This window comes from Spirillospora sp. CA-128828, from assembly GCF_050945415.1.
Lineage (GTDB): Bacteria > Actinomycetota > Actinomycetes > Streptosporangiales > Streptosporangiaceae > Spirillospora.
This window is the reverse complement of record NZ_CP191986.1, coordinates 5,392,784-5,413,148: the sequence shown is the minus strand read 5'-3', so window position 1 is coordinate 5,413,148 and position 20,365 is coordinate 5,392,784. Positions and strand designations below refer to the sequence as shown.

22 protein-coding genes are annotated in these 20,365 nt (G+C 69.5%); 10 read left to right on the top strand and 12 right to left on the bottom strand.

Annotated features, from left to right (window positions below; all coding sequences use genetic code 11):
• The first annotated feature begins 91 nt into the window (after positions 1-91).
• From ACQPXG_RS26400 to ACQPXG_RS26390, 3 genes are read left to right on the top strand one after another with little or no spacing between them, the layout of a single operon-like run.
• Positions 92-1,318: a sensor histidine kinase gene (locus tag ACQPXG_RS26400; protein WP_433461803.1), complete on the top strand. Its 1,227-nt coding sequence runs from the start codon at positions 92-94 to the stop codon at positions 1,316-1,318.
• A complete protein-coding gene (locus tag ACQPXG_RS26395; protein WP_433461802.1) occupies positions 1,315-1,962 on the top strand; it encodes a response regulator in 648 nt (215 codons plus the stop codon). Before ACQPXG_RS26400 ends, ACQPXG_RS26395 begins: the two co-directional genes overlap by 4 nt.
• Before the next feature lie 18 nt (positions 1,963-1,980).
• Positions 1,981-2,745 (top strand): DUF4352 domain-containing protein, encoded by a 765-nt coding sequence (locus ACQPXG_RS26390; RefSeq protein WP_433461801.1) that lies wholly within the window; start codon positions 1,981-1,983, stop codon positions 2,743-2,745.
• 370 nt (positions 2,746-3,115) lie between these two features.
• Here the strand turns inward: ACQPXG_RS26390 and ACQPXG_RS26385 are convergent, their stop codons facing one another.
• From ACQPXG_RS26385 to ACQPXG_RS26370, 4 genes are all read right to left on the bottom strand, one after another.
• Positions 3,116-4,873: a hypothetical protein gene (locus ACQPXG_RS26385; RefSeq protein ID WP_433461800.1), complete on the bottom strand. Its 1,758-nt coding sequence runs from the start codon at positions 4,871-4,873 to the stop codon at positions 3,116-3,118.
• Between the two features lie 415 nt (positions 4,874-5,288).
• A complete protein-coding gene (locus ACQPXG_RS26380; RefSeq protein ID WP_433461799.1) occupies positions 5,289-5,915 on the bottom strand; it encodes a dihydrofolate reductase family protein in 627 nt (208 codons plus the stop codon).
• On the bottom strand, positions 5,912-6,388 hold the full coding sequence (locus ACQPXG_RS26375; RefSeq protein ID WP_433461798.1) for an SRPBCC domain-containing protein: 477 nt from the start codon (positions 6,386-6,388) through the stop codon (positions 5,912-5,914). Before ACQPXG_RS26375 ends, ACQPXG_RS26380 begins: the two co-directional genes overlap by 4 nt.
• On the bottom strand, positions 6,385-6,723 hold the full coding sequence (locus ACQPXG_RS26370) for an ArsR/SmtB family transcription factor (RefSeq protein WP_433461797.1): 339 nt from the start codon (positions 6,721-6,723) through the stop codon (positions 6,385-6,387). Before ACQPXG_RS26370 ends, ACQPXG_RS26375 begins: the two co-directional genes overlap by 4 nt.
• A 297-nt stretch (positions 6,724-7,020) precedes the next feature.
• On the opposite strand from ACQPXG_RS26370, the gene ACQPXG_RS26365 reads away from it, so the two are divergent.
• The 3 genes from ACQPXG_RS26365 to ACQPXG_RS26355 all read left to right on the top strand — a co-directional run bounded on the left by ACQPXG_RS26365 (position 7,021) and on the right by ACQPXG_RS26355 (position 9,851).
• Positions 7,021-7,629, top strand: a complete 609-nt coding sequence (locus tag ACQPXG_RS26365) for a TetR/AcrR family transcriptional regulator (protein ID WP_433461796.1) — start codon at positions 7,021-7,023, stop codon at positions 7,627-7,629.
• A gap of 366 nt (positions 7,630-7,995) precedes the next feature.
• Positions 7,996-8,388 (top strand): phytanoyl-CoA dioxygenase family protein, encoded by a 393-nt coding sequence (locus ACQPXG_RS26360; RefSeq protein WP_433461795.1) that lies wholly within the window; start codon positions 7,996-7,998, stop codon positions 8,386-8,388.
• Between the two features lie 101 nt (positions 8,389-8,489).
• Positions 8,490-9,851, top strand: coding sequence for an IS256 family transposase (locus ACQPXG_RS26355; protein WP_433469908.1), 1,362 nt, complete (start codon positions 8,490-8,492; stop codon positions 9,849-9,851).
• Between the two features lie 239 nt (positions 9,852-10,090).
• Here the strand turns inward: ACQPXG_RS26355 and ACQPXG_RS26350 are convergent, their stop codons facing one another.
• From ACQPXG_RS26350 to ACQPXG_RS26315, 8 genes are all read right to left on the bottom strand, one after another.
• Entirely contained in the window at positions 10,091-10,747 is a 657-nt protein-coding gene (locus ACQPXG_RS26350) for a hypothetical protein (protein ID WP_433461794.1), read from the bottom strand.
• Between the two features lie 13 nt (positions 10,748-10,760).
• The gene (locus ACQPXG_RS26345; RefSeq protein ID WP_433461793.1) at positions 10,761-11,276 is read right to left on the bottom strand and encodes a hypothetical protein; all 516 of its coding nucleotides are present in this window, start codon (positions 11,274-11,276) and stop codon (positions 10,761-10,763) included.
• 679 nt (positions 11,277-11,955) lie between these two features.
• Positions 11,956-12,909 (bottom strand): LLM class flavin-dependent oxidoreductase, encoded by a 954-nt coding sequence (locus ACQPXG_RS26340; RefSeq protein WP_433461792.1) that lies wholly within the window; start codon positions 12,907-12,909, stop codon positions 11,956-11,958.
• Between the two features lies 1 nt (position 12,910).
• On the bottom strand, positions 12,911-13,321 hold the full coding sequence (locus ACQPXG_RS26335) for a Zn-ribbon domain-containing OB-fold protein (RefSeq protein ID WP_433461791.1): 411 nt from the start codon (positions 13,319-13,321) through the stop codon (positions 12,911-12,913).
• Positions 13,318-14,481, bottom strand: coding sequence for an acetyl-CoA acetyltransferase (locus tag ACQPXG_RS26330; protein ID WP_433461790.1), 1,164 nt, complete (start codon positions 14,479-14,481; stop codon positions 13,318-13,320). The genes ACQPXG_RS26335 and ACQPXG_RS26330 overlap by 4 nt, the downstream gene beginning before the upstream one ends.
• Positions 14,478-15,137, bottom strand: coding sequence for a 3-oxoacid CoA-transferase subunit B (locus ACQPXG_RS26325; RefSeq protein WP_433461789.1), 660 nt, complete (start codon positions 15,135-15,137; stop codon positions 14,478-14,480). Before ACQPXG_RS26325 ends, ACQPXG_RS26330 begins: the two co-directional genes overlap by 4 nt.
• A gap of 7 nt (positions 15,138-15,144) precedes the next feature.
• Positions 15,145-15,888 carry a CoA transferase subunit A gene (locus ACQPXG_RS26320; protein ID WP_433461788.1) on the bottom strand — a complete coding sequence of 248 codons (744 nt, stop codon included), beginning with the start codon at positions 15,886-15,888 and terminating at the stop codon, positions 15,145-15,147.
• A 43-nt stretch (positions 15,889-15,931) separates the two neighbouring features.
• Positions 15,932-16,696 carry an IclR family transcriptional regulator gene (locus tag ACQPXG_RS26315; RefSeq protein ID WP_433461787.1) on the bottom strand — a complete coding sequence of 255 codons (765 nt, stop codon included), beginning with the start codon at positions 16,694-16,696 and terminating at the stop codon, positions 15,932-15,934.
• 223 nt (positions 16,697-16,919) lie between these two features.
• On the opposite strand from ACQPXG_RS26315, the gene ACQPXG_RS26310 reads away from it, so the two are divergent.
• From ACQPXG_RS26310 to ACQPXG_RS26295, 4 genes are read left to right on the top strand one after another with little or no spacing between them, the layout of a single operon-like run.
• The gene (locus tag ACQPXG_RS26310; RefSeq protein WP_433461786.1) at positions 16,920-17,810 is read left to right on the top strand and encodes a DUF6282 family protein; all 891 of its coding nucleotides are present in this window, start codon (positions 16,920-16,922) and stop codon (positions 17,808-17,810) included.
• Between the two features lie 9 nt (positions 17,811-17,819).
• A complete protein-coding gene (locus ACQPXG_RS26305) occupies positions 17,820-18,755 on the top strand; it encodes a hypothetical protein (RefSeq protein ID WP_433461785.1) in 936 nt (311 codons plus the stop codon).
• A complete protein-coding gene (locus tag ACQPXG_RS26300) occupies positions 18,755-19,525 on the top strand; it encodes an HpcH/HpaI aldolase family protein (RefSeq protein ID WP_433461784.1) in 771 nt (256 codons plus the stop codon). Before ACQPXG_RS26305 ends, ACQPXG_RS26300 begins: the two co-directional genes overlap by 1 nt.
• Complete coding sequence (locus ACQPXG_RS26295) at positions 19,522-20,358, top strand: acetoacetate decarboxylase family protein (protein WP_433461783.1); 837 nt, start codon at positions 19,522-19,524, stop codon at positions 20,356-20,358. Before ACQPXG_RS26300 ends, ACQPXG_RS26295 begins: the two co-directional genes overlap by 4 nt.
• Positions 20,359-20,365: the final 7 nt, after the last annotated feature.

Sequence of the window (20,365 nt, the reverse complement as noted above, 5' to 3'; positions counted from 1 at the left end):
TCCTCAGGTACCGAGATGTCTGGTCTTCTGGAGGAGGGCACAGCGACGATCGTCGGATTCGCCCGCGACCCCGGTTGGTTACGCTCGCGCCGTGGACCATGCGCGGGCGGTGTCGTCCCAGGAGCGGGGGCTGGAGCCGGTGGCGCGGCTGGCCGATCGCGCCGCGCCGTGGGCGCTGGGGCTGCTGCTGGCGGGCTTCGTCCTGCTCGACTACTGGGAAGAGCGGCCCGGCCGGGCCGAGGGTGCGCTGATCCTGCTGTCCGCCGCCGTCGCCGGGACGGCCGCCGCGACGGCCAGGCGACGGCTGTGGCCGCTGCTCACCTTCACCGCGTCCGCAGCACTGCTGTTCTCCTGGTGGCCCGGATTCATCGTCGCGTCCTACTACGCGGCGACGACGCTGCGGCGCAGAGCCCACCTGGCGGTGTTCACCGGCGGCTCCGCCGTCGCGCTGCTGGCACTGCCCCCGCTCTATGACGCCTTCGGCCTGGATTTCGTGCTCGGCCCCGGCAACCCCACGTCGACCTTCGACGGCGCCCTCTCCGCGCTGTTCCTGGTCGGTCTTCCACTGTTCGTGGGCCTGTGGATCAATGCCCGCCGGCAGGTCCTGGCCGGGCTCGCCGACCGCGCCGAACGCCTCGAACGCGACCAGGCCGCGCGAACCGAGCGGGCCCGCGCGGCCGAGCGCACCCGCATCGCGCGCGAGATGCACGACGTCGTCGCGCACCGGGTCTCCTTGATCGTCCTGCATGCCGGGGCCCTTGAGGTCGGCACGTCCGACCAGGAGTCGCGGAACACGGCGGAGCTCATCCGCGCCACGGGCCAGGCGGCGCTCACCGATCTGCGCGAGGTGCTGGGCGTCCTGCGCGCGCCCCCCGCCGACCCGAGCACCTCCCCTCCGGTTCTCGGCGATCTGGACCGGCTGCTCGACCAGTCGCGGTCGGCCGGCCTGTCCGTCCGCCGTCACGACGAGGGCGCGGCCCGCCCGCTGCCCGCAGCCGCCGAGCGCGCCGCTTACCGGGTCGTGCAGGAGGCGCTGACGAACGTCCACAGACATGCCGGCGGAGCCACGACGGACGTCGTCCTGCGCTACCGGCCGGACCACCTGGAGTTGACCGTCACCAACGAGCCGCCCGGCGGCCGGGCCGCGGCTCCACCACCGGGAGCACCGGACGCCGCGGCCCCGCCGCCGGGGGCCGGGCTCGGCCTCCTCGGCCTGCGCGAACGCCTCGAACTGATCGGCGGACAGCTGGAGGCAGGTCCGCGTCCGGACGCCGGGTTCACCGTCCGCGCCCGCATCCCCCTCACGGAGCCCGCATGATCCGCGTGCTGATCGCCGACGACGAGCGCCTGGTCCGGTGCGGCCTGCGCAGAATCCTGGAGAGCGACGGCGAAATCAGCGTGGTCGCCGAGGCGGGCGACGGGGCCGAGGCCGTCACGGCGGCCGCGCGGTGCCGCCCAGACGTCGTGCTCATGGACGTGCGCATGCCCGGCACGGACGGCCTCACCGCCGCCGGACGGATCGCCGCCGCACCCTCCCCGCCGAAGGTGGTCATGCTCACCACCTTCAACCTCGACGAGTACGTCCACGAGGCCCTGCGCGCGGGCGGCGTTGGGTTCCTCCTCAAGGACACCCCGCCGCGCGACCTCATCGCGGCCGTCCACGTCGTCGCCGCCGGGCACGCGATGCTCGCTCCCGCCGTCACCAGGAGGCTGATCGAGCATTTCGCCAAGAACGGCGCGTCCCGGGCCGCCGACGCCCGGAAACGGCTGGCCGTCCTCACCGACCGTGAACTGGACGTGGTGCGAGGCGTCGCGCGGGGGATGTCCAACACCGAGATCGGCCGCGAACTCACCATGAGCGAGGCCACTGTGAAGGCCCACGTGAGCCGTGCCCTCGCCAAACTCGGCCTCGCCAACCGGGTGCAGGCCGCCATTCTCGCCCACGACGCCGACCTGGCCTGACAATTCCCCTGGGGCGTTATGCGTCCGGTCCGTCGATGTTTCGCGCGAGCCATGCCGGAACGCGCGGGCGGGGATACGTGGGGAAAGGGCCTTCGCCGGCAGACCACTCCTGGGCCCGGAATTCATCGGAGGACGGCCGCCTGGTTCAAGGACTTCATAGAACAAATTTCACATCTTGACCCTCCCCAGTGCGGTCCTACGATGGTAGTTAAGTCCGCTGGGGGTGGAAGAATGCTCGGACGCAAAGAGGCCCTCGTGGCCTCCGCCTTGGTGGTGGCACTAGGTGCGGCTGGGTGCGAGAGTGCGAACGTGAACCGGACAGCCGACACCGGCAAATCGGGGCCCTCAAAGCAGGCTAAAAATGTGGCAAGAGTTGGTGATGCGGTCAAGATTACCGACAAGGCCCAAAGTATAGCCTTGAGGGTAACACTCGTTAAGGTAGTCAAGCGGGCCCATTCCAGTAACGAGTTCAGTACCCCCGGACCCGGTAAGCGTTTCGTTGCCGCAAAGTTCCGCATAGTGAACAACGCTGGTAAGGCTTACCAAGATTCTCCGAGTAACGGTGCGACCCTTATTGATACCGACGGACAAAGTTACAGCGCCGACATAGCCGATATGATCTCTGGCTGTCCGGATTTCGCGAACGGCGAAGTAACACTTACTAGTGGGGAGTCCCAGGTTGGTTGTGTCGCGTTCACTATTGCTAAGACCGCACATCCGGATCGAATTAGGTTTGCTGCGGCCTCGGGGTTCAGTGGATCCGCTGAGTGGAAGGTGCGGTAGCAAGACCTGCCAGCACGCTTAGACGATCCGTAGTGTCTGGTGTGGAGACGAAGAGGGTTCAATCCGCAGCCAGGATGGCCAAACCTCACCAGCAGCTCGTGGGATCGACCTGGTCGAGTGCTGCATACTGCCATCGAATTAACGACTCGGGACACTAGCTGCTCTGGGATGCCGGACGGCTTACGAGGTCTAGTCTGAGCTGTCCAGCGTCTCTTCGATGAACACTCGGACGGCGGAAAGCCTGGTGGGAGGGTCGGGAGTCGCCTGATTGGGCGGGTTCGTGCAGATCAATGCACAGGTTCGCCGAGAACGATACGTCGGCGAACATACTCTTCTGCCGCGAGTCGCGCGGTTTCGACCTCGGAGGCTGCTATTGGCGGCGCAGGACGCGGGTGAGTCCTGCGGCGATGGTGGTGGCCAGTATCCAGCCGAGGGTGATCAGGCAGTAGGTGATGCCTTGCTGCCAATCGTGGAGTGGCAAGTATGCCTTGCGTTGGCCCAGATCAACGATGGGGACCAACAGGTCGATGGTGTACACGAGGGAGTTGAAGGCGGGTGCCCGGGAGGGATTTATCGCGCGCGGCGGGGACAATTGGAACAGGACGGTGCCGATGACGATCAGGGCGGCGAGCCAGGTCGCGGCGCGGCGCGGTCTGTATCCGTAGCCGACGACGGCGTCCTGTAGGACGCCCCACGCCTTCACCGGCCAGGGGAGTCCTGATCGACGGCGCCGTTCCTTGGCCAGGAGGACCTCGCGGGCGAAGGCATCGTGACCCATGAGCCGGTAGGTCTTGGCGAGTTGTTCGTAGGGCTGCGGGCGGAACCCTGCAGGTTCGAGGCGTAGTAGATCGATCCCGGTCCTGACGTCGCCGGCGGGTGCGATCGCGTTGTAGGTGAGGCCGTCGAGCCGCAACTGCGAGGGAAGCGCGGTGGGCGCGTAGTTGAACAGCCCTAGATTGGCGAATCTGAGGTCGATGCGACCGTCGACGGGCCGGGCCAGCAGCAGGATCAGCTCGCGTGCGGTCAGGTACCAGCAGCCGAGACTCAACTCGCCGTCTTCGGCCAGTGTCGCGCCGTTGAAGTCGAGCGGGCCGATGATCCTCGCCCCGGACAGCCGGATCTCGCCTTGGACAGAGAATCCCATCCGGCCGTACATGCCGTCGGCCGTCAGGCCGCTGGCATGGATGGCTACGCCGTTAGGGTGCTGGATGGTGGCGGTGTCGAGGGTGACGGGGCCGCCTATCCGGGCGTTGAGGAGGCGAAGCCCACCCTCGGTCGTGAGTCGTGGGCAGCGCATCTCGCCCCGCACAATGAGCCCGGCCGCGGACAGAGCGTGACCTCGGGGCCGCAGAATTCGCGCCCCTTCGAGGCTGAGCCGTCCCTTGATCTCGGCGCCTTCGAGATTGACTTCGCCCTCGGCCTCGAAGGAACCGCGGCACAGCAAATCCCCGCCGATCGCGATCCGAGCCAGGTTCAGCACGCAACGGTCGGGATTGTTGAGCCGCGCATCATCGAGGTAGAGCGTGTCGCCGATCCTCGCCCCGGGGAGTTTAACCTCACCCATGGCGTGAAAACCCTTCGTGCATAGCATGTCGGCGTCCACCCGGAGCCCGTCGGCCTCGAACGCCGGGGTGGTGGTCTGTGTCTCGCCGCCGCGTAGCAGTGCGCCGTCCATGAGTACTGCTCCCGCGACATGCGCGGCGATCAGCCTGGCGGATTTGCTGATCCGGGCGTGTTCGAGCAGAAGGTGGCCATCGATCTCAGCTGTCGAGAGACGCAATCCCTCGGGTAAGTGCGAATCGACCAGGTCGATCTCCCGGCAGTGGATGCCATGCAGGTCGACCTTTGATTCGAAGTAGCAGGACCGCAGGCTCAGCGGATGGTTCACGGTGGCGAACCTCAAGTCAATCCGCCCCGTGATTCGCGCCCCCACCAGCCGCACTGCGGGTACCCCGCCATCGGTTGCGGGCTGCTCGCTGACTAACAGAGCTCTGATTACCTCCGCCCGAACGACCCGGTCGGCTCCCCAACTGGCGCCGTGCTCGGCATTCTCCGTTCCGAGAACCACCCGGCGGCCAGTGCCGAACGCCTCCCACAGCATTTTCTCCTGCCGTGTCAGATTCCGCATCCGCACCGGCACTCCCTCCGCCCCTCCCAGGCTGCCCGGGATACCGGCACAACTTCGCGTCACCTGACGCAAACACCCGGCCCAGTGCGCATCAGTGGAGATATCTCTCCCCAGACGGATGCACAACGCCCATCAGTTGCGTCCTCCCAGACAAGGCCCAGGGTTCGCACGACACCCCGCTCTCGGGAGACCACGCATCCTCCACGGCCTCCAGCCACGCACTCTCATGGCTCCGCTGGTCGGATGCTCGACCGCGCACTTGAAGCCCATCTGGAGGACGAACCCCATCCTCGTGCCGATGAGCGGATGCTCGCCGAGCCACGACTGCATCGCCGTACTGGTCGGAGGCGCGTATGCCCTCGTGCACTGTCGCGGTATCGGGTCCAGGGCCCCCGTCTCCGCGTTGCGTCGCTGCCTAGATGAAGGCGGTGACGCCCTCGTATTCGCCTTGGAGTGCTTGGCCTGTCGTCTCGTATTCGAGAAGCAGCAGGCCGGTCGGCGTCGCCTCGTGGTGGACCAGGCGGAGACCGGACGGGGCGCCCGGGCCGGTCAGAAGGCGCCGGCCGGTCCGGAGCACTGTGGGGGCGACCACGAGGCGGAGCGTGTCGATCAGGCCAGCCAGCAGTAGCGCGTCGCCTAGGCGGGCGCTGCCGTGGATCTGGAGTTCCCGTCCCGGTCGTGCCTTGAGCTCGGCGACCATCTGGACCGGGTCGCCCTTGAGCACGGTCGTGGGGTGCCAGGTCCCCTCGGTCAGGGTGTTCGACGCGACGTACTTCGGCAGGGTGTTCATCCGCTCGGCGAACGGGTCGGCCGGGTCGGTGATCTTCGGCCAGTCGCGTGCGAACGCCTCGTAGGTCCGCCGTCCGAGCAGCAGGCCGTCGGCGAGGTCGAGCCAGTCGGAGGCGCGCTGGACGAACGTTGCGTCCATGTGGGGGACGAGCCAGCCGCCGTGGGTGAAACCGTCGCTGGTGTCCTCGTCCGGCGAGCCGGGTCCCTGGCTGACCCCGTCGAGCGTGACGAACTCGGTGAGAGTGATCTTCATCGCGGAGCCATGCTCTCGGTGAGCGCGGCCAACTGGCCTGCGACCGAACCCCAGCCCTCGGCGAAGCCGAGCTTCTCGTGACGGGCGCGGGCGTCGGGGTCGCCGTGCCGGACGATGATCCGGTAGTCCGTGCCGTCCGGGTGATCGTTCAGTGTGATCGTGGCGGTCATCGGAACCGGGGCGGGGCTCGCGGGCCGCCACGCGCTGTCGATCGCATTGGTGAACACAATCCGCTCGAGCTCGTCCACGGCGAGGAAACACGCGTCCAAGTGCTGGACGAACTCGGCCCCGTCGTCACTCAGCCGCGTCACGAACGCCCCGCCGGGCCGCAGGTCCAGGCGGTCCACCCGGCAGCGGGACGGAGCCGGGACCCACCACTGCTCAAGCAGGGACGGGTCGGTCCAGGCGCTCCACACGGTCGCGCGCGGGGCGCGGATGATCCGCTCCAGGCCAAGGTCGAGATCGGGATTCACTGCCTGTTCTCCTCCGGGTCGGTGACGAACTGCTCGAGGCGGTCGGTGCGCTCCTGCCAGATCCGGCGCTGCTCCGCAAGCCAGTCGTCGAGCAAGGCGAGCCGCTCGCGGTTGAGCACGCAAGTGCGCACCCGGCCGGACTTGACCGTGCGGATCAGCCCGTTCGACTCGAGCGTCCGCACGTGCTTCATGAACGAGGGGAGGGTCATTGGGAACTCGCGGGCGAGGTCGCCTACGCTCGCGGGCCCGCGGCCCAGGCGCCGGACGACGGTGCGCCGGGTCGGATCGGCCAGGGCGACGAACACGCCGTCTAGTTGCACCGAATACTGTGCCATGAGGCTAAGTATTGGGGGGGATTGATGGTTAGCGCAAGGGCTAAGTGTCGAGTCGGTCGATTGGCGCCGGTAGCCGGATTGACGAGCCCGGCCGGGCGGCCCTGCCCTCGCGGCGCAGGCGTACCAGTGCGCCGGTGGCGCAAGGCCGGTCACATTCGGTGGTGTCCGGCCGCCCCCATCTGACACGAGCGACGCGCGCTCGGGCCGATGACGGTGCCGAAACGAGGCATCTCCACCTGACACCGCGGCCGCGTGCGCCCCTTGTAATTGAGTTGAGCTCAACTTAGAATCGCGTCCATGGAACAGCAGTTGTCCGCCCGGGGCTCGGCGGCTCGGCGGCGAATACTCGCGGCGGCCGCCGAGGAGATGGTCGCGACCGGCGACGTCGAGGTGGCCGCGGTGGCGCGGCGGGCGGGGGTGAGCGTCGGCCTGCCCTACCGCTATTTCGGCACCCGGAGCGGCCTGCTGAGCGCGATCATCTCCGCCTTCTACGACCGGCTGGACGAGGCGGTCACCAACAGGGAATTCGACGCCGACACCTGGTACGACCGGGAGCGGGCACGGGTCACCGCCTGGGTTGACCACCTGTACGACGATCCGCTCGCCCCCGTCGTGCTCGGCAGGCTGGGCGGCGACGCCGACACGGCGGGCATCGAGATGCACCGCCTGCACAAGGCCATCGAGCGGGGGGCCCGCAACATCGCGCGCGGGCAACGCGACGGCGACCTGCCTGCCGACCGAGACCCGGAACTGCTCGTGGCAGCAATCCTGGGCGGCGTCCACACGGCCGTCGCGGTCGCGCTGACCCGGACACCTCGCCCAGACCGCGCACGTGTCGCCGCCGAACTGTGGGCCTTCATCGCCGGGGCCGCCGGAGCCGGCAACACCTCCGAGAGGACATCATGACCGAGCAGCGCAAGAACCCCGAGGTGCACCGGCTGGAGGATCTGGCCGGAGATCTCGCCCGCGCCCACCGCACGACCGGCGGCGCTGACCGCGGCGTCAACCCGACGCAGGTAGAAGCTGACCTGGCCGCACTGAACCAAGACGGCTTCGTCATCCTGACTGGCCTGCTCAGCCCAGAAGAATGCGACGACCTCCGCGCCGAACTCACCCCGCTGCTCGGCCAGAGAGGGCGCAACGCCTTCGAAGGCCACCACACCCAACGGATATACAGCGTGCTCGACAAGACCCGTTCCGTGGACCGCCTCGTCGACCACCCTCGCGTCCTGGCCCTGCTCGACCGGTTGCTGCTGCCCAACTACCTCCGTCATGCCCGCCGGGTCTTGCGTGCTGTTCGTCGGCACCTTCTGGCACGGCGGCGGCGCCAACCGCAGCGCCGCACCCCGGCTGGCCGCCACCGCCCAGTACTGCCAGCCCTGGCTGCGCACACAAGAGGCATTCACCCTCTCCACCAGCATCGACGTCGTCCGTGAAGTCTCCGAGGACATCCGCCGGATGCTCGGCTACAGCATCCACCCACCCTTCGTCGGCATGGTCAACGGCATGCACCCCAACGCCTTCTGGACATCGGCTAACCCGGCCCTCTCGGACAGGCCCGCGTCAGCCAACCCGGCTAGCAATCGTGGTCACCGCAGTGGGCCGAAACGTCCGCTCATGGGGGGTATCTCTTCTCGCGTGGAAATGATCTTGGTGGGTAGATGATCGAGCAGGAAGATCATCCATCGAATTCGGGGGGATTCGAAGCCATGACCGTGGTCGAGGGAAATGGGAGTGTCGCCCAGTCTGGGGCCGGTGCCGGTGGGATGGTGCCGATGTCGGCCGAGAGCCTGGATGTGCCGATCCGGGAACTGCTGAGCGATGAGGTGCTGGATCTGCTGGCCGAGCGGTCCCGCGACGAGGCGGGGCAGTTGCGGCTGACCGGTGAGGGGTCGATGCTCGGCGAGCTGGTCAAGGCCGTCCTGGAGCGGGCGTTGGAGGGCGAGCTGACCGCGCACCTGGGCTATGACAAGCATGATGCGGCGGGGAACAATTCGGGCAATTCCCGTAACGGGCGGGGCAAGGGCAAGACGGTGCAGACCGGGGTGGGCCCCGTCCGGTTGTCGGTGCCGCGGGATCGGGCCGGGACGTTCGAGCCGGTGCTGGTGCCCAAGCGGGCCGGGCGCATCGCCGGCGGCCTGGACGACATGATCATCAGCCTGTATGCGCACGGCATGAGCGTGCGCGACATCCTGCACCACCTCAAGCAGGTGTATGGCACCGAGCTGTCGCACGAGCAGGTCTCCCGGATCACCGATCAGGTGATGGACGAGGTCAAGGCGTGGCAGACGCGTCCGCTGGACCCGACCTGGGCGGTGGTGTTCCTGGACGCGATCGTGGTGAAGGTGCGCGACAACCATGTGGTGCAGAACAAGCCCGCCTACATCGCGGTCGGGATCGACACCGACGGGCACAAGCATGTGCTGGGCATCTGGCTCGCGCGCACCCCGGCCGACACCGCCACCGCCGGGGAGAGCTCGCGGTTCTGGACCTCGGTGACCACCGACCTGCGCAACCGCGGGGTCCGTGACATCCTCATCGCCTGCTGCGATGGCCTGAAGGGGTTCGAGGACGCCATCAACGCCGCGTTCCCGGCCACGGTGGTCCAGACCTGCGTCGTCCACTTGATCAGGAACGCGCTTCGGCCGGTCGCACGCAAGGATGCCGGGGCGGTGGCCAAGGAGCTGAAGAAGGTCTACACCGCCGTGGACGCCGACGCGGCGCTGGAGGCCCTGGCCGAGTTCGCCGACACCGACCTCGGCAAGAGGTATCCCCAGAGCGTGCGGGTGTTCGAGGACGCCTGGGACCGGTTCACGCCCTTCTTCGCCTTCACCCGCCCGGTCCGCAAACTGCTCTACACCACCAACGGGATCGAGTCGCTGAACTACCAGCTGCGCAAGGTCACCAAAGCGCGCGGGCACTTCCCGACCGACGACGCCGTGGTCAAGCTGCTGTGGCTGGCCATCATCAACATCGAGGACAAACGCGCCCGGGAACGCGCCGCCAAGCGCCACAACGGCGACAAGCACGCCTTCTCACCCGCACGCCTGGTCGAAGGACAACGCGCCGCCGGATGGCGCGAAGCACTCAACGAACTCGCCGAGGCCTATCCAGGACGCATCAGGTAAAGCCGACTTCACCTTCTACCCGCAAGGTCTTTCCACACCTGAAGTTACAAGCTCGCTCATGCCGCGGAGAGCAGACTGACGGTGGTCGTCTGGTCAAATGCGTATGGCAAGTGACCTGCTGACGATTGCCTGCCGTTGTTGCCGCAGTGGCCCGCGCCAGCCCACCCGGGACGGTCGCCCCAACCCCGCGAGGCAAGTAGGGCGGCGATGTGCTGATGGCGTCCAACGCGGTTGCGTGGTCAGGGGCGGCGGTCGGGGTCGAAGCGGTCCGCGAGCTCTCTCAAGATCGAAGACCTGCGCTGCTCACGCTCGGCAGCGGTTTCGTCGGCTCGGGCCTTCAGCCGGTCGCCGGCGAGCGCGGCCTGGGCGGCCAGCATCCGCAGCCGCGGCCCGAGCAGAGCTAGCCCTTCGTCCGGCCGCACGGCCCGGGACAGCAGCTGCACAACCTCAGCGTCCTCGTTCTCCAACGCCCGCGCCACCGTGCTCGCGTCGATCGACGCACCTCGGTCAAGGAGGTTCCGGGCAAGTTCCAGGTCGACGGCATGCGCGCCGACCCGCAGCGAGTTCTCGACCGGAACACCCTGCTCGAGGAGCCACGGGACGACTGCGGAGGCTCGGTGGAGCAGGGCCACGTCGAGCGGGCTCAACCCGTTGCGGACCTCCTCTGCCGGATCGCAGCCCACCACCACCAGCCGCGCGAGCAACGCCACATCGTCACCGGCCGCCGCCCGTTCCAGGGCCGGGCGCCGGAGCCGGCGCTGCGTGGCGAGCGTGCCCTCGTCCAGCGCGCCGCGCCAGTCGAGCACGGTCGCCTGGACGAGCCGCGGCAGCTTCGCCGCGGCCGACCGGGCGTCCGGGTCGTCGCTGCCTCCGAGTTCGTCGACGGCGTCGCGCATCTCCGCGCCCGTGTCACGCTCGGTCTCCCAGGGATCCTGCTCCAGGACGAGACGTCCAAACAGCGCACCCAGGTCGTCTGCGAGCCGCCCGACGCGGTCGCCTGCAGACAGCTCCCATCCGGGCGGCAATCCCTCCCGCCAGCAGATGACAGCGCCGTTCCGGCCCTGCGGCAGTGTCCACGTAGACGCGCTCCAGATACTCGAAACCGCCGATCGGCAGATGGATGAGCTGGCCGGACCAGTCCGGCCAGCTCTCCTCGGCCAGTTCGCACTCGTGATCGATCCAGCCCCACAGGTCGTGGTAGCCGCCGCTGCCCGGATAGAACAGCTCCGCGAACGACAGCGGCACGTCCTGGCCGTCAAGATCAATGCGCAGGTCGTAGTCGAGCCGTCCACCAAAGGCGGTGCGCCACAACGCGATGAGCGGACCGGGCAGCGGCCCGGCGCACCGCTCGGCCACCGGACCAAGAACCGCATCATCGATCGGCGGCTGCGCGTCCAGAACCAGCCGTCCGGCGAACACGGCCAAGCCGGCCTCACCGACGACTCGAAGCTCCCGGCCAGAAAGCGGGCCGGGCAGTGCGCTGTCCGATAGGGCCGTCACGCCGCGCAGCCTAGAGGCCGGACGCGCCGCCCATCCACTCGGGAGCAGCGGCGAGCCCTCGCGCCAACGCCTTCATACGGGCTCAACGCAATCCCCGGGCCCCGACATCGCCCTCTTCTGTCGGGTGTGGTTGGTCTGGCAACAGAGCCACACCGGCTCCGGGGAGCGCGCCTCAAGGCATTACGCGGATGGCCACGCGGCGCGTCCGTGAGACGATGCGTAGCATCTATGAGGTCGCCATCAACGGTCTCCGCGCCCACATGATGGGATCGGATCCGTTCCAGCCAGGCTTCTCTCGTTGCCTGACCTCGGGAGCCATTTTCGGGGGCCAACGCATTCAGACTCTTATCGACGTGCCCCCGACTTGGTTAGGGCGTTTGTGCAGGTGAGAGGCTCCCCGCTGGACTCCGATCGACCTAGATCGACTTCTCTGAATTGCTTCACACCGAAGAGGTCACTGGTTCGAACCCAGTATCGCCCACCCTTCCCCGCCTCAGAGGCCTGCTCGCAACGCGACCAGGTCTCTTGGTTGTTGTTATACGGCGGGCCCGAAGTTCGGGTGGTGAAGGGGTGCGTGGCAGGTCAGCGGAAGTGTGGCCTATGACTACGAAACCTGCGGGGGACCAGGGAGGAGGCGGTGCGCGGCCATGAGGTCCAGGGTGTTGCCGGCGGTGTCGGGGGGAGTGCCGTCCGGTAGCAGGCGCAGCTGTACGTGGGTGACGCCCCAGTTGCGATACCTCTCCAGTCGCCCGGCCACGGTCTCCGGGGTGCCGACGAGCCAGGGGGACGGGTCGCCGGCGTCCGCGCCGATGTTCCACAGCCCGCGGGAATGGTAGTAGTCCCGGACCCGGCCAAAGGCCCGCTCCGCCTGGTCGAGGGCCGTGGCGGGGTCCTCGGCGACCAGGCAGAGCCGGTTGACCGCGATCGTCGATGATCGTCCCTCGGGCAGGTAGGCCAGGTAGCGGGCGCACTGCTCCGACAGCAGCCGATCGGAGTAGTTGGTGGCGGCGTAGTAACCGTCCGCTGTGCGGGCGGCGCGGCGGGCGGCGGCCTCGCCCTGGCCGCCGACCAGCAGTTCGGGGCCGCCCGGCCGGTACGGGCCGGGGACGGCCGGCCCGGTGGTGGACGCCGACCACGCTTCGCGCAGCTCGATGAGCAGCCGGTCGATCATCGCCCCGCCCGGTCGGTCGGGGCCGCCGAGGGTCCCGCGGAGGCCTGGGGCGCCCAAACCGAGGCCGAGGGTCAGCCGACCCGCGCTGATCTGGTCGACGAGCGCCGCCTCGTAGGCCAGCCGCGCGGGGTCGTACGCGCGGGCGAGGAGCACGCCGGTGCCGAGCCGCAGCGGGGTGCGGGCCGCCAGATGGGACAGCGTGATCAGCGGTGACGGCAGGTGGAACGACTGCGGGGACGAGTGGTAGCTCTCGCCCAGCCAGACCGATTCGACGCCCACGGCCTCGGCGTGGGAGAGCAGGTCCTCGGCCGCCCGCAGCTGCGGCGGCAGCGGGCGGTTGGACCCGAGGTCGACGGCGACCCCGAACGCCAGGGAACCCACGCCCATGTCAGTGCTCACCGTCGGCGAGCGCGAACTGGGGTAGCGCCTCGCCCTCCGCGGTCTTCTCGACGATCGTGACCACCCGCGTGCCGATCCGGACGGCTTCGAGGTCGTCGGTGACGACCCGCCCCATGGCCCGGGTGCCCTCGTCCAGATCTACCAGGGCTACGGCGTACGGGGTCAGCTCGGCGAATCCGGCGGGCGCGCGGTGAACGACCGTGTAGCTGTAGATGCTGCCGCGCCCGCTGACGGGAACCTGCTCGACCCGGCCGCCGCAGCCCACGCACAGGAGTCTCGGGTAGAACTGCGCGGAACCGCAGGCGGTGCACCGCTGGACGCTGCGCGTCCCCTGCTCGCGCAGCAGTTGCCAGTACGGTTCCGCGTCCGGAGTGACCTTCGGCAATGGACGATCGCTCATGCTGCCTCCCGGCGCAGAATCGCGGTGGCCGCGGTGGACAGCTGCCCGCCGGTGCCGTGGCACAGCGCGGTGCGCGGCGATCCGGCCTGGCGGTTCCCGGCCTCGCCGCGCAGCTGGCGCACCGCCTCGATGATCAGGAAGATGCCGAACATGCCCGGATGGCAGTACGACAGGCCGCCGCCGCTGGTGTTCAGCGGGAAGTCCCCGCCGGGGCGGATCCGGCCGTCCGCCACGAAGGCCGCGGCCTCGCCCTTTCCGCACAGGCCCAGGTCCTCCAGGCTCAGCAGGACGGTGATGGTGAAGGAGTCGTAGATCTGCGCGATGTCGATGTCGGAGGGGCCGAAGCCGGCGCGCGTGTAGGCCAGCCGGCCGCTCTCCCGCGCGGCGGTGTCGGTGATCTCGACCGCGTTGCCGATCGACTCGTGCGACTGCGCGTAGCCCGTCCCGCTGATCAGCACGGGGTCGGCGCGCAGGTCGCGGGCCCGTTCCGCGGAGGTCATGACGACGGCGCCGCCGCCGTCGGTGACCAGGCAGCAGTCGAGCCCGCGCAGCGGGGTGCTGATCATCGGTGACGCCAGGACGTCGTCGACGGTCAGGTCCTTGGTGCGGACCGCCTTGGGGTTGAGCCGGGCCCACTGCCGTGCCGCCACCGCGACCTCGGCGAGGTCGGCGGACCCTGCCCCGTACAGGTGCATGTACCGCTGGGCCGCCAGGGCGTATCCGCCGAGGGGCAGCGGGAGCCCGTAGGGGACCTCGAACTGGTAGCCGAAATCGGCGGGACGGCCGCCGAGCGCGCGGGTTTTGCTGGAGTACTGCGTCGAGCCGTAGGTGATCAGGACGGTCTCGCACAGGCCGCATTCGATCGCCGCTGCGGCCCGTTCCATGGCGGCGATGAATCCCGAACCGCCGATGTTGGTGTCGTCCACGTACCGGGGCCGCAGGCCGAGGTACTCGGCGGCGCTGACCGCCTGGCGCTCGGTGTAGGGGTAGCCGGACGTCATGAAGCCGTCCACGTCGGCGGGCCGCAGCCCGGCGTCCCGCAGCGCCGTCGCCATCGCCTGCTGCTGCAGGGAGAAGACAGTGTGGCCGGGGGTCTTGCCGATGTCGCTCTCGGCGACGCCGACGATGGCGGTCCGGTCCCGGAGGCCGGAGGGACTCATGCATGCTCCTTGTCGTACCGGCCGAGGGCCACGCGCACGGGCCCGCCGGTGTTGCTCAGCACGTCCTGGGCGGTCACTCCCGGGGCCAGTTCGGTGAGGACGAACTCTCCGCCGGTGATGTCCAGGACACCGAGGTCGGTGATCACGCGGTCGGCGACGGCCCGGCCGGTCAGCGGCATCGTGCAGCCGGACACCAGCTTGGGCCGCCCGTGCTTGTCGGTGTGCGTGGTGAGGATCAGCACCCGGCGGGCCCCGGCGACCAGGTCCATCGCCCCGCCCATGCCCTTGACCAGGCTGCCCGGGACGGTCCAGTTCGCCAGGTCGCCGTTGGAAGCGACCTGCATCGCGCCGAGGATCGCCAGGTCGATGTGCCCGCCGCGGATCATCGCGAACGACTGGGCCGAGTCGAAGCACGCCGCGTTCGCGGCGAGCGTGACGGTCTCCTTGCCGGCGTTGACCAGGTCCGGGTCGGCTTCGCCGGGCAGAGGGTGGGGGCCGACGCCGAGCAGCCCGTTCTCGCTGTGCAGTACGATGCCCGCGCCGTCAGGCAGGTGGTTGGCCACCAGGGTGGGCAGCCCGATGCCGAGGTTGACGTACTGGCCGTCGCGGGCCTCGGCCGCCGCGCGGCGGGCGATGTCGTCTCTGGTCCACGCCATGGTGCGGTCACGCCTCCCGGGTTGTGATCTTCTCGACGGGCTTGTCGGGGCGCTGCGCGACGGTGAGCCGCTGAACGAAGATCCCCGGGGTGTGCACCCGGTCGGGGTCGAGCCGGTCCACCAGGTTCTCGGTCTCGGCGATCGTCACCGCGCCGGCCATCGCCGCCGGCGGGTTGAAGTTGCGGGCGGTGAGGCGGTAGCGCAGGTTGCCCGCGCGGTCGGCCTCGTGCGCCCGGACGAGCGCGAAGTCCGCGCGCAGCGCGCGTTCGAGCACGTGCGGGCGGCCGTCGAAGTCGCGGGTCTCCTTCGGCTCGCTGACCTTCGCGACGGACCCGTCCGGCGCGTACCGCAGCGGCAGGCCGCCCTCGCTCACCTGCGTCCCGGCGCCGGTCGGGGTGTAGAACGCGGCGATGCCGGCGCCGCCGGCGCGCAACCGCTCGGCGAGCGTGCCCTGGGGGGTGAGGTCGATCTCGATCTCGCCTGCCAGGACCTGCCGGGCGAACTCCTTGTTCTGCCCGATGAAGGAGCAGGTGACCTTGCGCAGCCGTCCCGCCGCCAGCAGCCGGCCCAGCGCCTGGCCGTCGGTGCCGCAGTTGTTGGCGATCACGTGCAGGTGGCGGGCGCCCTGGTCGAGCAGGGCAGCGATCAGTTCGAACGGGGTCCCGCAGATCCCGAACCCGCCCACGGCGATCGTGGCGCCGTCGGGGATGTCGGCGATGGCCGCGTCCCCGGTCGTCAGGTCCGTGCCCACGTGGCCCTCCTCGATGTGTTGTGGTGCGCTGTGTCGCGGTGTGTCATGACGCGGGGCCGCCCATCCTCACGGTCAGCTGCCGGGCGGTGTCCAACAGCAGCCGCAGCTGCGGAGACTCGGGCTCCAGCGACATCGCCTGGACGGTGTTGAGCAGCGCCAGGGAGGCGCACAGGCCGTGCTCGTCGAAGATCGGGGCGGCGAGGACGGCGATGCCGCGGCCGTTGTCGACGGCGGAGTATCCGCCGACCCGTACCTGGCCGAGCCGTTCGCGGAGCCGGGTCTGCGCCTCGACCGGCCAGGTGGCGATCAGGCGTTCGCCCTGCAGCTGGTCCCGCTGGAAGGCCAGGAACACCGCGGCCTGCGCGGTGCCCAGGTCCAGTTGCGTGCCGACCTTGACCCGGACGGACACCGTGCCCGCGAGGTCCTCCTCGACCCTCGACACGACCGGCCCGGACGAGCCCCAGAGGCTGAGCACCGCCGTGGACCGGGCGCCCGCGGCCAGTTCGCTCATGTGCGGCGGCGCGAGGTCGAGGATCTCCCGGCGGGACAGCGCGAAGCCGCCGAGTTGCAGGGCGAGCGGGCCCGGCGCGAACGAGCCTTCGCCGCGGCGTTCCAGCAGCCCGGCCGAGGCCAGCGAGGTGCAGTAGCGGTAGGTGGTGGTGCGGTTGAGTCCGATGGCCGCGGCGGCTCCCGCCGCCGTGATCTCAGGGGTGAGCGGGCTGAAGAGCGCGAGGATCTGAGCCGCCCGGGCGACCGCCTGGATGTCGGCGGGCTGCCCTCCGGAGACATCGGTGTCAGGTCGAGACACCTGGCAACCTCCATGTTCACGATATGAACTTGACGTTCAGAACTGTAGCGAATCCAGCGCAAGGTTTTCAAAGCCACTAGGCATAATCGGACGACATCGGTCCAAGACCGAACGAACGTTGTTCATAATAAGGTCTTGACATTCACGATACGAACAGCACAGAGTGTCGAAGCCGAGCGCATTGGCCTCGGTCACGTCAGTCACAACCACGGGAGCAGCACACATGGCGTCACCGCCCCCCGCAGCGGAGGTCCTCACCGGTCTGGTCGACCTGCACTGCCACTCGGGCCCCAACCCGTTCGCCCGGGAGTTCGACCACGCCGAGGGCGCCAAGGACGGCGAGCGCCTCCAGATGCGCGCGATGCTGGTGAAGTCGCACCATCACAACACCGTGATGGACGTGCTCGCCATGAAGGACCGGCTGGCCGCGATCCGCACCGAGGTGTTCGGCGGCATTGCGCTCAACGCGCAGGTGGGCGGCATCAACCCCTACGCGGTCGCGATGTGCCTGCGGATGGGCGGCAAGGCCGTGTGGTTCCCGACCTTCTCGTCCCAGCGGCACCTCGACGCGCATCCCGAGGGCGGCGGCTTCCCCGTCGCGACGGTGGAACTGCCGTCCCGGATCGTGCCCATGTGCACCGAGGACGGCAAGCTCGTCCCCGAGGCCCACGAGGTGCTCGACCTGGTCCAGGAGACCGAGACCATCGTCTCGGGCGGGCACGGGCATCCCGACCACATCCGCGAGCTGTTCACCCAGGCCAAGGCGCGCGGCATCGAGCGGATGCTGATCAACCACCCGGACTTCGTGATCGGCGCCGACCCGGCGCTGTGCAGGGAGTTCACGGCGATGGGCGCGTTCGTCGAACACGAGGTCGGCATGTACGATCCGCTCGGCAACAAGAAGTGGGATCCGGCGAACCTCCTCACATGGATCCGCGAGGTCGGACCCGAGCACACCGTCATCGCCTCCGACCTCGGCCAGAAGGGCCGGCCCATGCCGGTCGACGCGTTCCTGCGCGTCGGCCAAGCGCTGCTGGACCTCGGACTGCCCGCGGCCGACCTGCGGCGCATGGTCCGCGACAACCCCTCGTTCCTGCTGCGCCTCCCCGGCTGAGGAGATCTCATGGCATACGCGTCCGACGACCCCCGGGCCGCCCTGGCCGTGAAGCAGGCCGGGGCCGCCGCCGACCCGCACGCGCCGATCGCGGCACCGGAGTACTACGACTTCGGCAGCTCGGGACCCGACGAGGTCTCCTCGAATGGTTCTCGCACCTGGATCGTCCGTGGCCAGAACGTCGTGCTCCTCTACACCCGGGCCTTGCCGGGCGAGCGCCTGGCGCGGGACGGCCAGCGCGACGAGTACGTGGTGGTCCTGCCGCACGACGACGCCAAGGTCGTCATCGAGTCCGGTGGCACCATCGAGACCGTGACCGGCAAGTCGATCGCGATCGTCCCGCCCGGCGACAGCGCGATCACCGTCGAGTCCGCCACCGACGTCGTCCGGCTGTTCACTCCGCACAACGACGACCTCGCCGGACGGGCCCGCAACGCCGACTCCTACGCCGCGCCCCACCCCCGCGTGGCGCTGCTGGAGGAGTGGCCCGAGCCGGCGGGCGGTGACCGGCTGCGGGTCTACTCCGGCATCGCCGACATCGAGCGCAGCCCGGACCGGCTGGGCCGCATCTTCCGGTCCCGTGCCTTCATGGTCAACTTCCTCTACCACTACGACGGCCCGCGCGACGCCACCAAGCTCTCCCCACACGACCACGCCGACTTCGAGCAGCTCTCCCTGGCCGTCTCCGGCGAGTTCGAGCACCACATCCGCACTCCCTGGACCAAGAGCCGGATGGCCTGGCGCGAGGACGAGCACGTCCGGGTCGGCAGCCCGTCGGTAGCGATCATCCCGCCGCCCACGGTGCACACCACCGAGGCGTCCGGGCACGGCCGCAACCAGCTGCTCGACATCTTCGCCGGCCCCCGCCGCGACTTCTCCGCCAAGCGGGGCTGGGTACTCAACGCCGGCGACTACCCGGAACCAGACGATCTGGAGGTGCGCTGATGACCTTCGAGAACGTCTTCGCCCACCGGCACGGCCCCATCCCCGTGGGTACCTGGGTCAAGCTCTCCGCCTCCGAGTCCGTCGAGGCCATGGCGCACGCCGGGTTCGACTTCGTCGTCATCGATCTCGAACACACCCTGCTGTCGGCCGAGACCGCCGCCCGGCATATCACGCTCGCCTCGGCGCTCGGCGTGCTGCCGCTGGTGCGCGTCCCCGACCACGCGCCGTCCACCGTGCAGCGCCTGCTGGACGGCGGCGCGGCCGGGATCCTCTTCCCCCACGTGGACGACGCGCAGGCGGCGCGGGAGGCGGCGGCGGCGACCCGTTTCCCGCCGCACGGGGGGCGCGGCAGCGGCGGGACGTCCCGCGCCGGCGGGTGGGGCACGCTGCCCCGCGCGGAGTACCTCCGCCGCGGGAACGAGGACGTGCTCTGCCTGCCGCAGCTGGAGAGCCGCGCGGCCATCGAGAACGTCGAGGAGATCCTCGCCGTCGACGGGGTGGACGGGGTGTTCGTCGGCGCCGCCGACCTGGCCCTCGACATGAGGCTTCCGGGCGGCGACCCGGAGATCAAGAAACTCGTCGAGCGGGTGAGCGTGGCCGCGCGGAAGGCGGGCAAGCCCTCCGGCGTCGCCTACGGGGCGAACCCGAAGGGCCTGGCCCAGGCCGTCCAGGGCGGCCACGGCTTCGTGATCCTCGGCAACGACACGTCGCTGCTGGTCGAAGCCGCCTCCGACCTGCTCGGCGCCGCGCACCAGGCGGTGGCCTCATGAGCGGGCCGTTCACGTTCGAACCCGGCCGGATCTACCGGATGCCCGTCATCTTCGGGCCGGTGCCCGGCCCCCGGCAGCGCTTGGACGACTCCCGCTGGCGGGGCGCGCCGTCCCCCCACCAGACGATGGTGTGGGCCGACTTCACCGCCGACCGCGGGCGGCTGGAGTCCCTGCTGCCCGAAGGGTTCCGGCTGGACGGGACGCCCACCGTCCGCGTGCGGTTCCGCTACCTGTCGCGGATCGCCTGGCTCGCCGGGCGCGGCTACAACATCCTCGACCTCGCGGTCCCGGTGGTCTACGAGGGCGGGGCGGACACCGTCCGCGGCGACCTGGTCCTGGTGCTGTGGGAGAGCCTCGCTGACCCGATCATCTCCGGCCGCGAGGAACTGGGCTACGCCAAGCTCTACGCGGAGATCCCGCCGGTTCGCGGCGCCGCGAACGCCGGATACGTCGCCGCGCACGCGTCGTGGGACGGCTTCACCTTCGCCGCGCTGTCCGTCGAGGGCATCGGCGACCCGGAACCGGCCGGGTCGGGGGACGCGGAAGCGCCGCTCCTGCACGTCAAGTACATGCCGTCCACGACCGGCACGGAGGTCCCGGACGCCCACTACGTCACAGTCACCCCCGCCGACTACCCCAAGCGGCGCGTACTCGACCGCCGCGCGGGCTCCCGAGCCACTGTCGCGTTCACCGCCGGCGACTTCGACCACCTGCCCACCCTCTACCACATCACCGGACGGCTCGCCGAGCTCGGCCTGTCGGAGACCACCGCCTGCGGGGTCCTGACCACGCTCGGCGGCAAGGACCTGTCCGACCAGTACCCGGCCCCCTGAGGCAGGA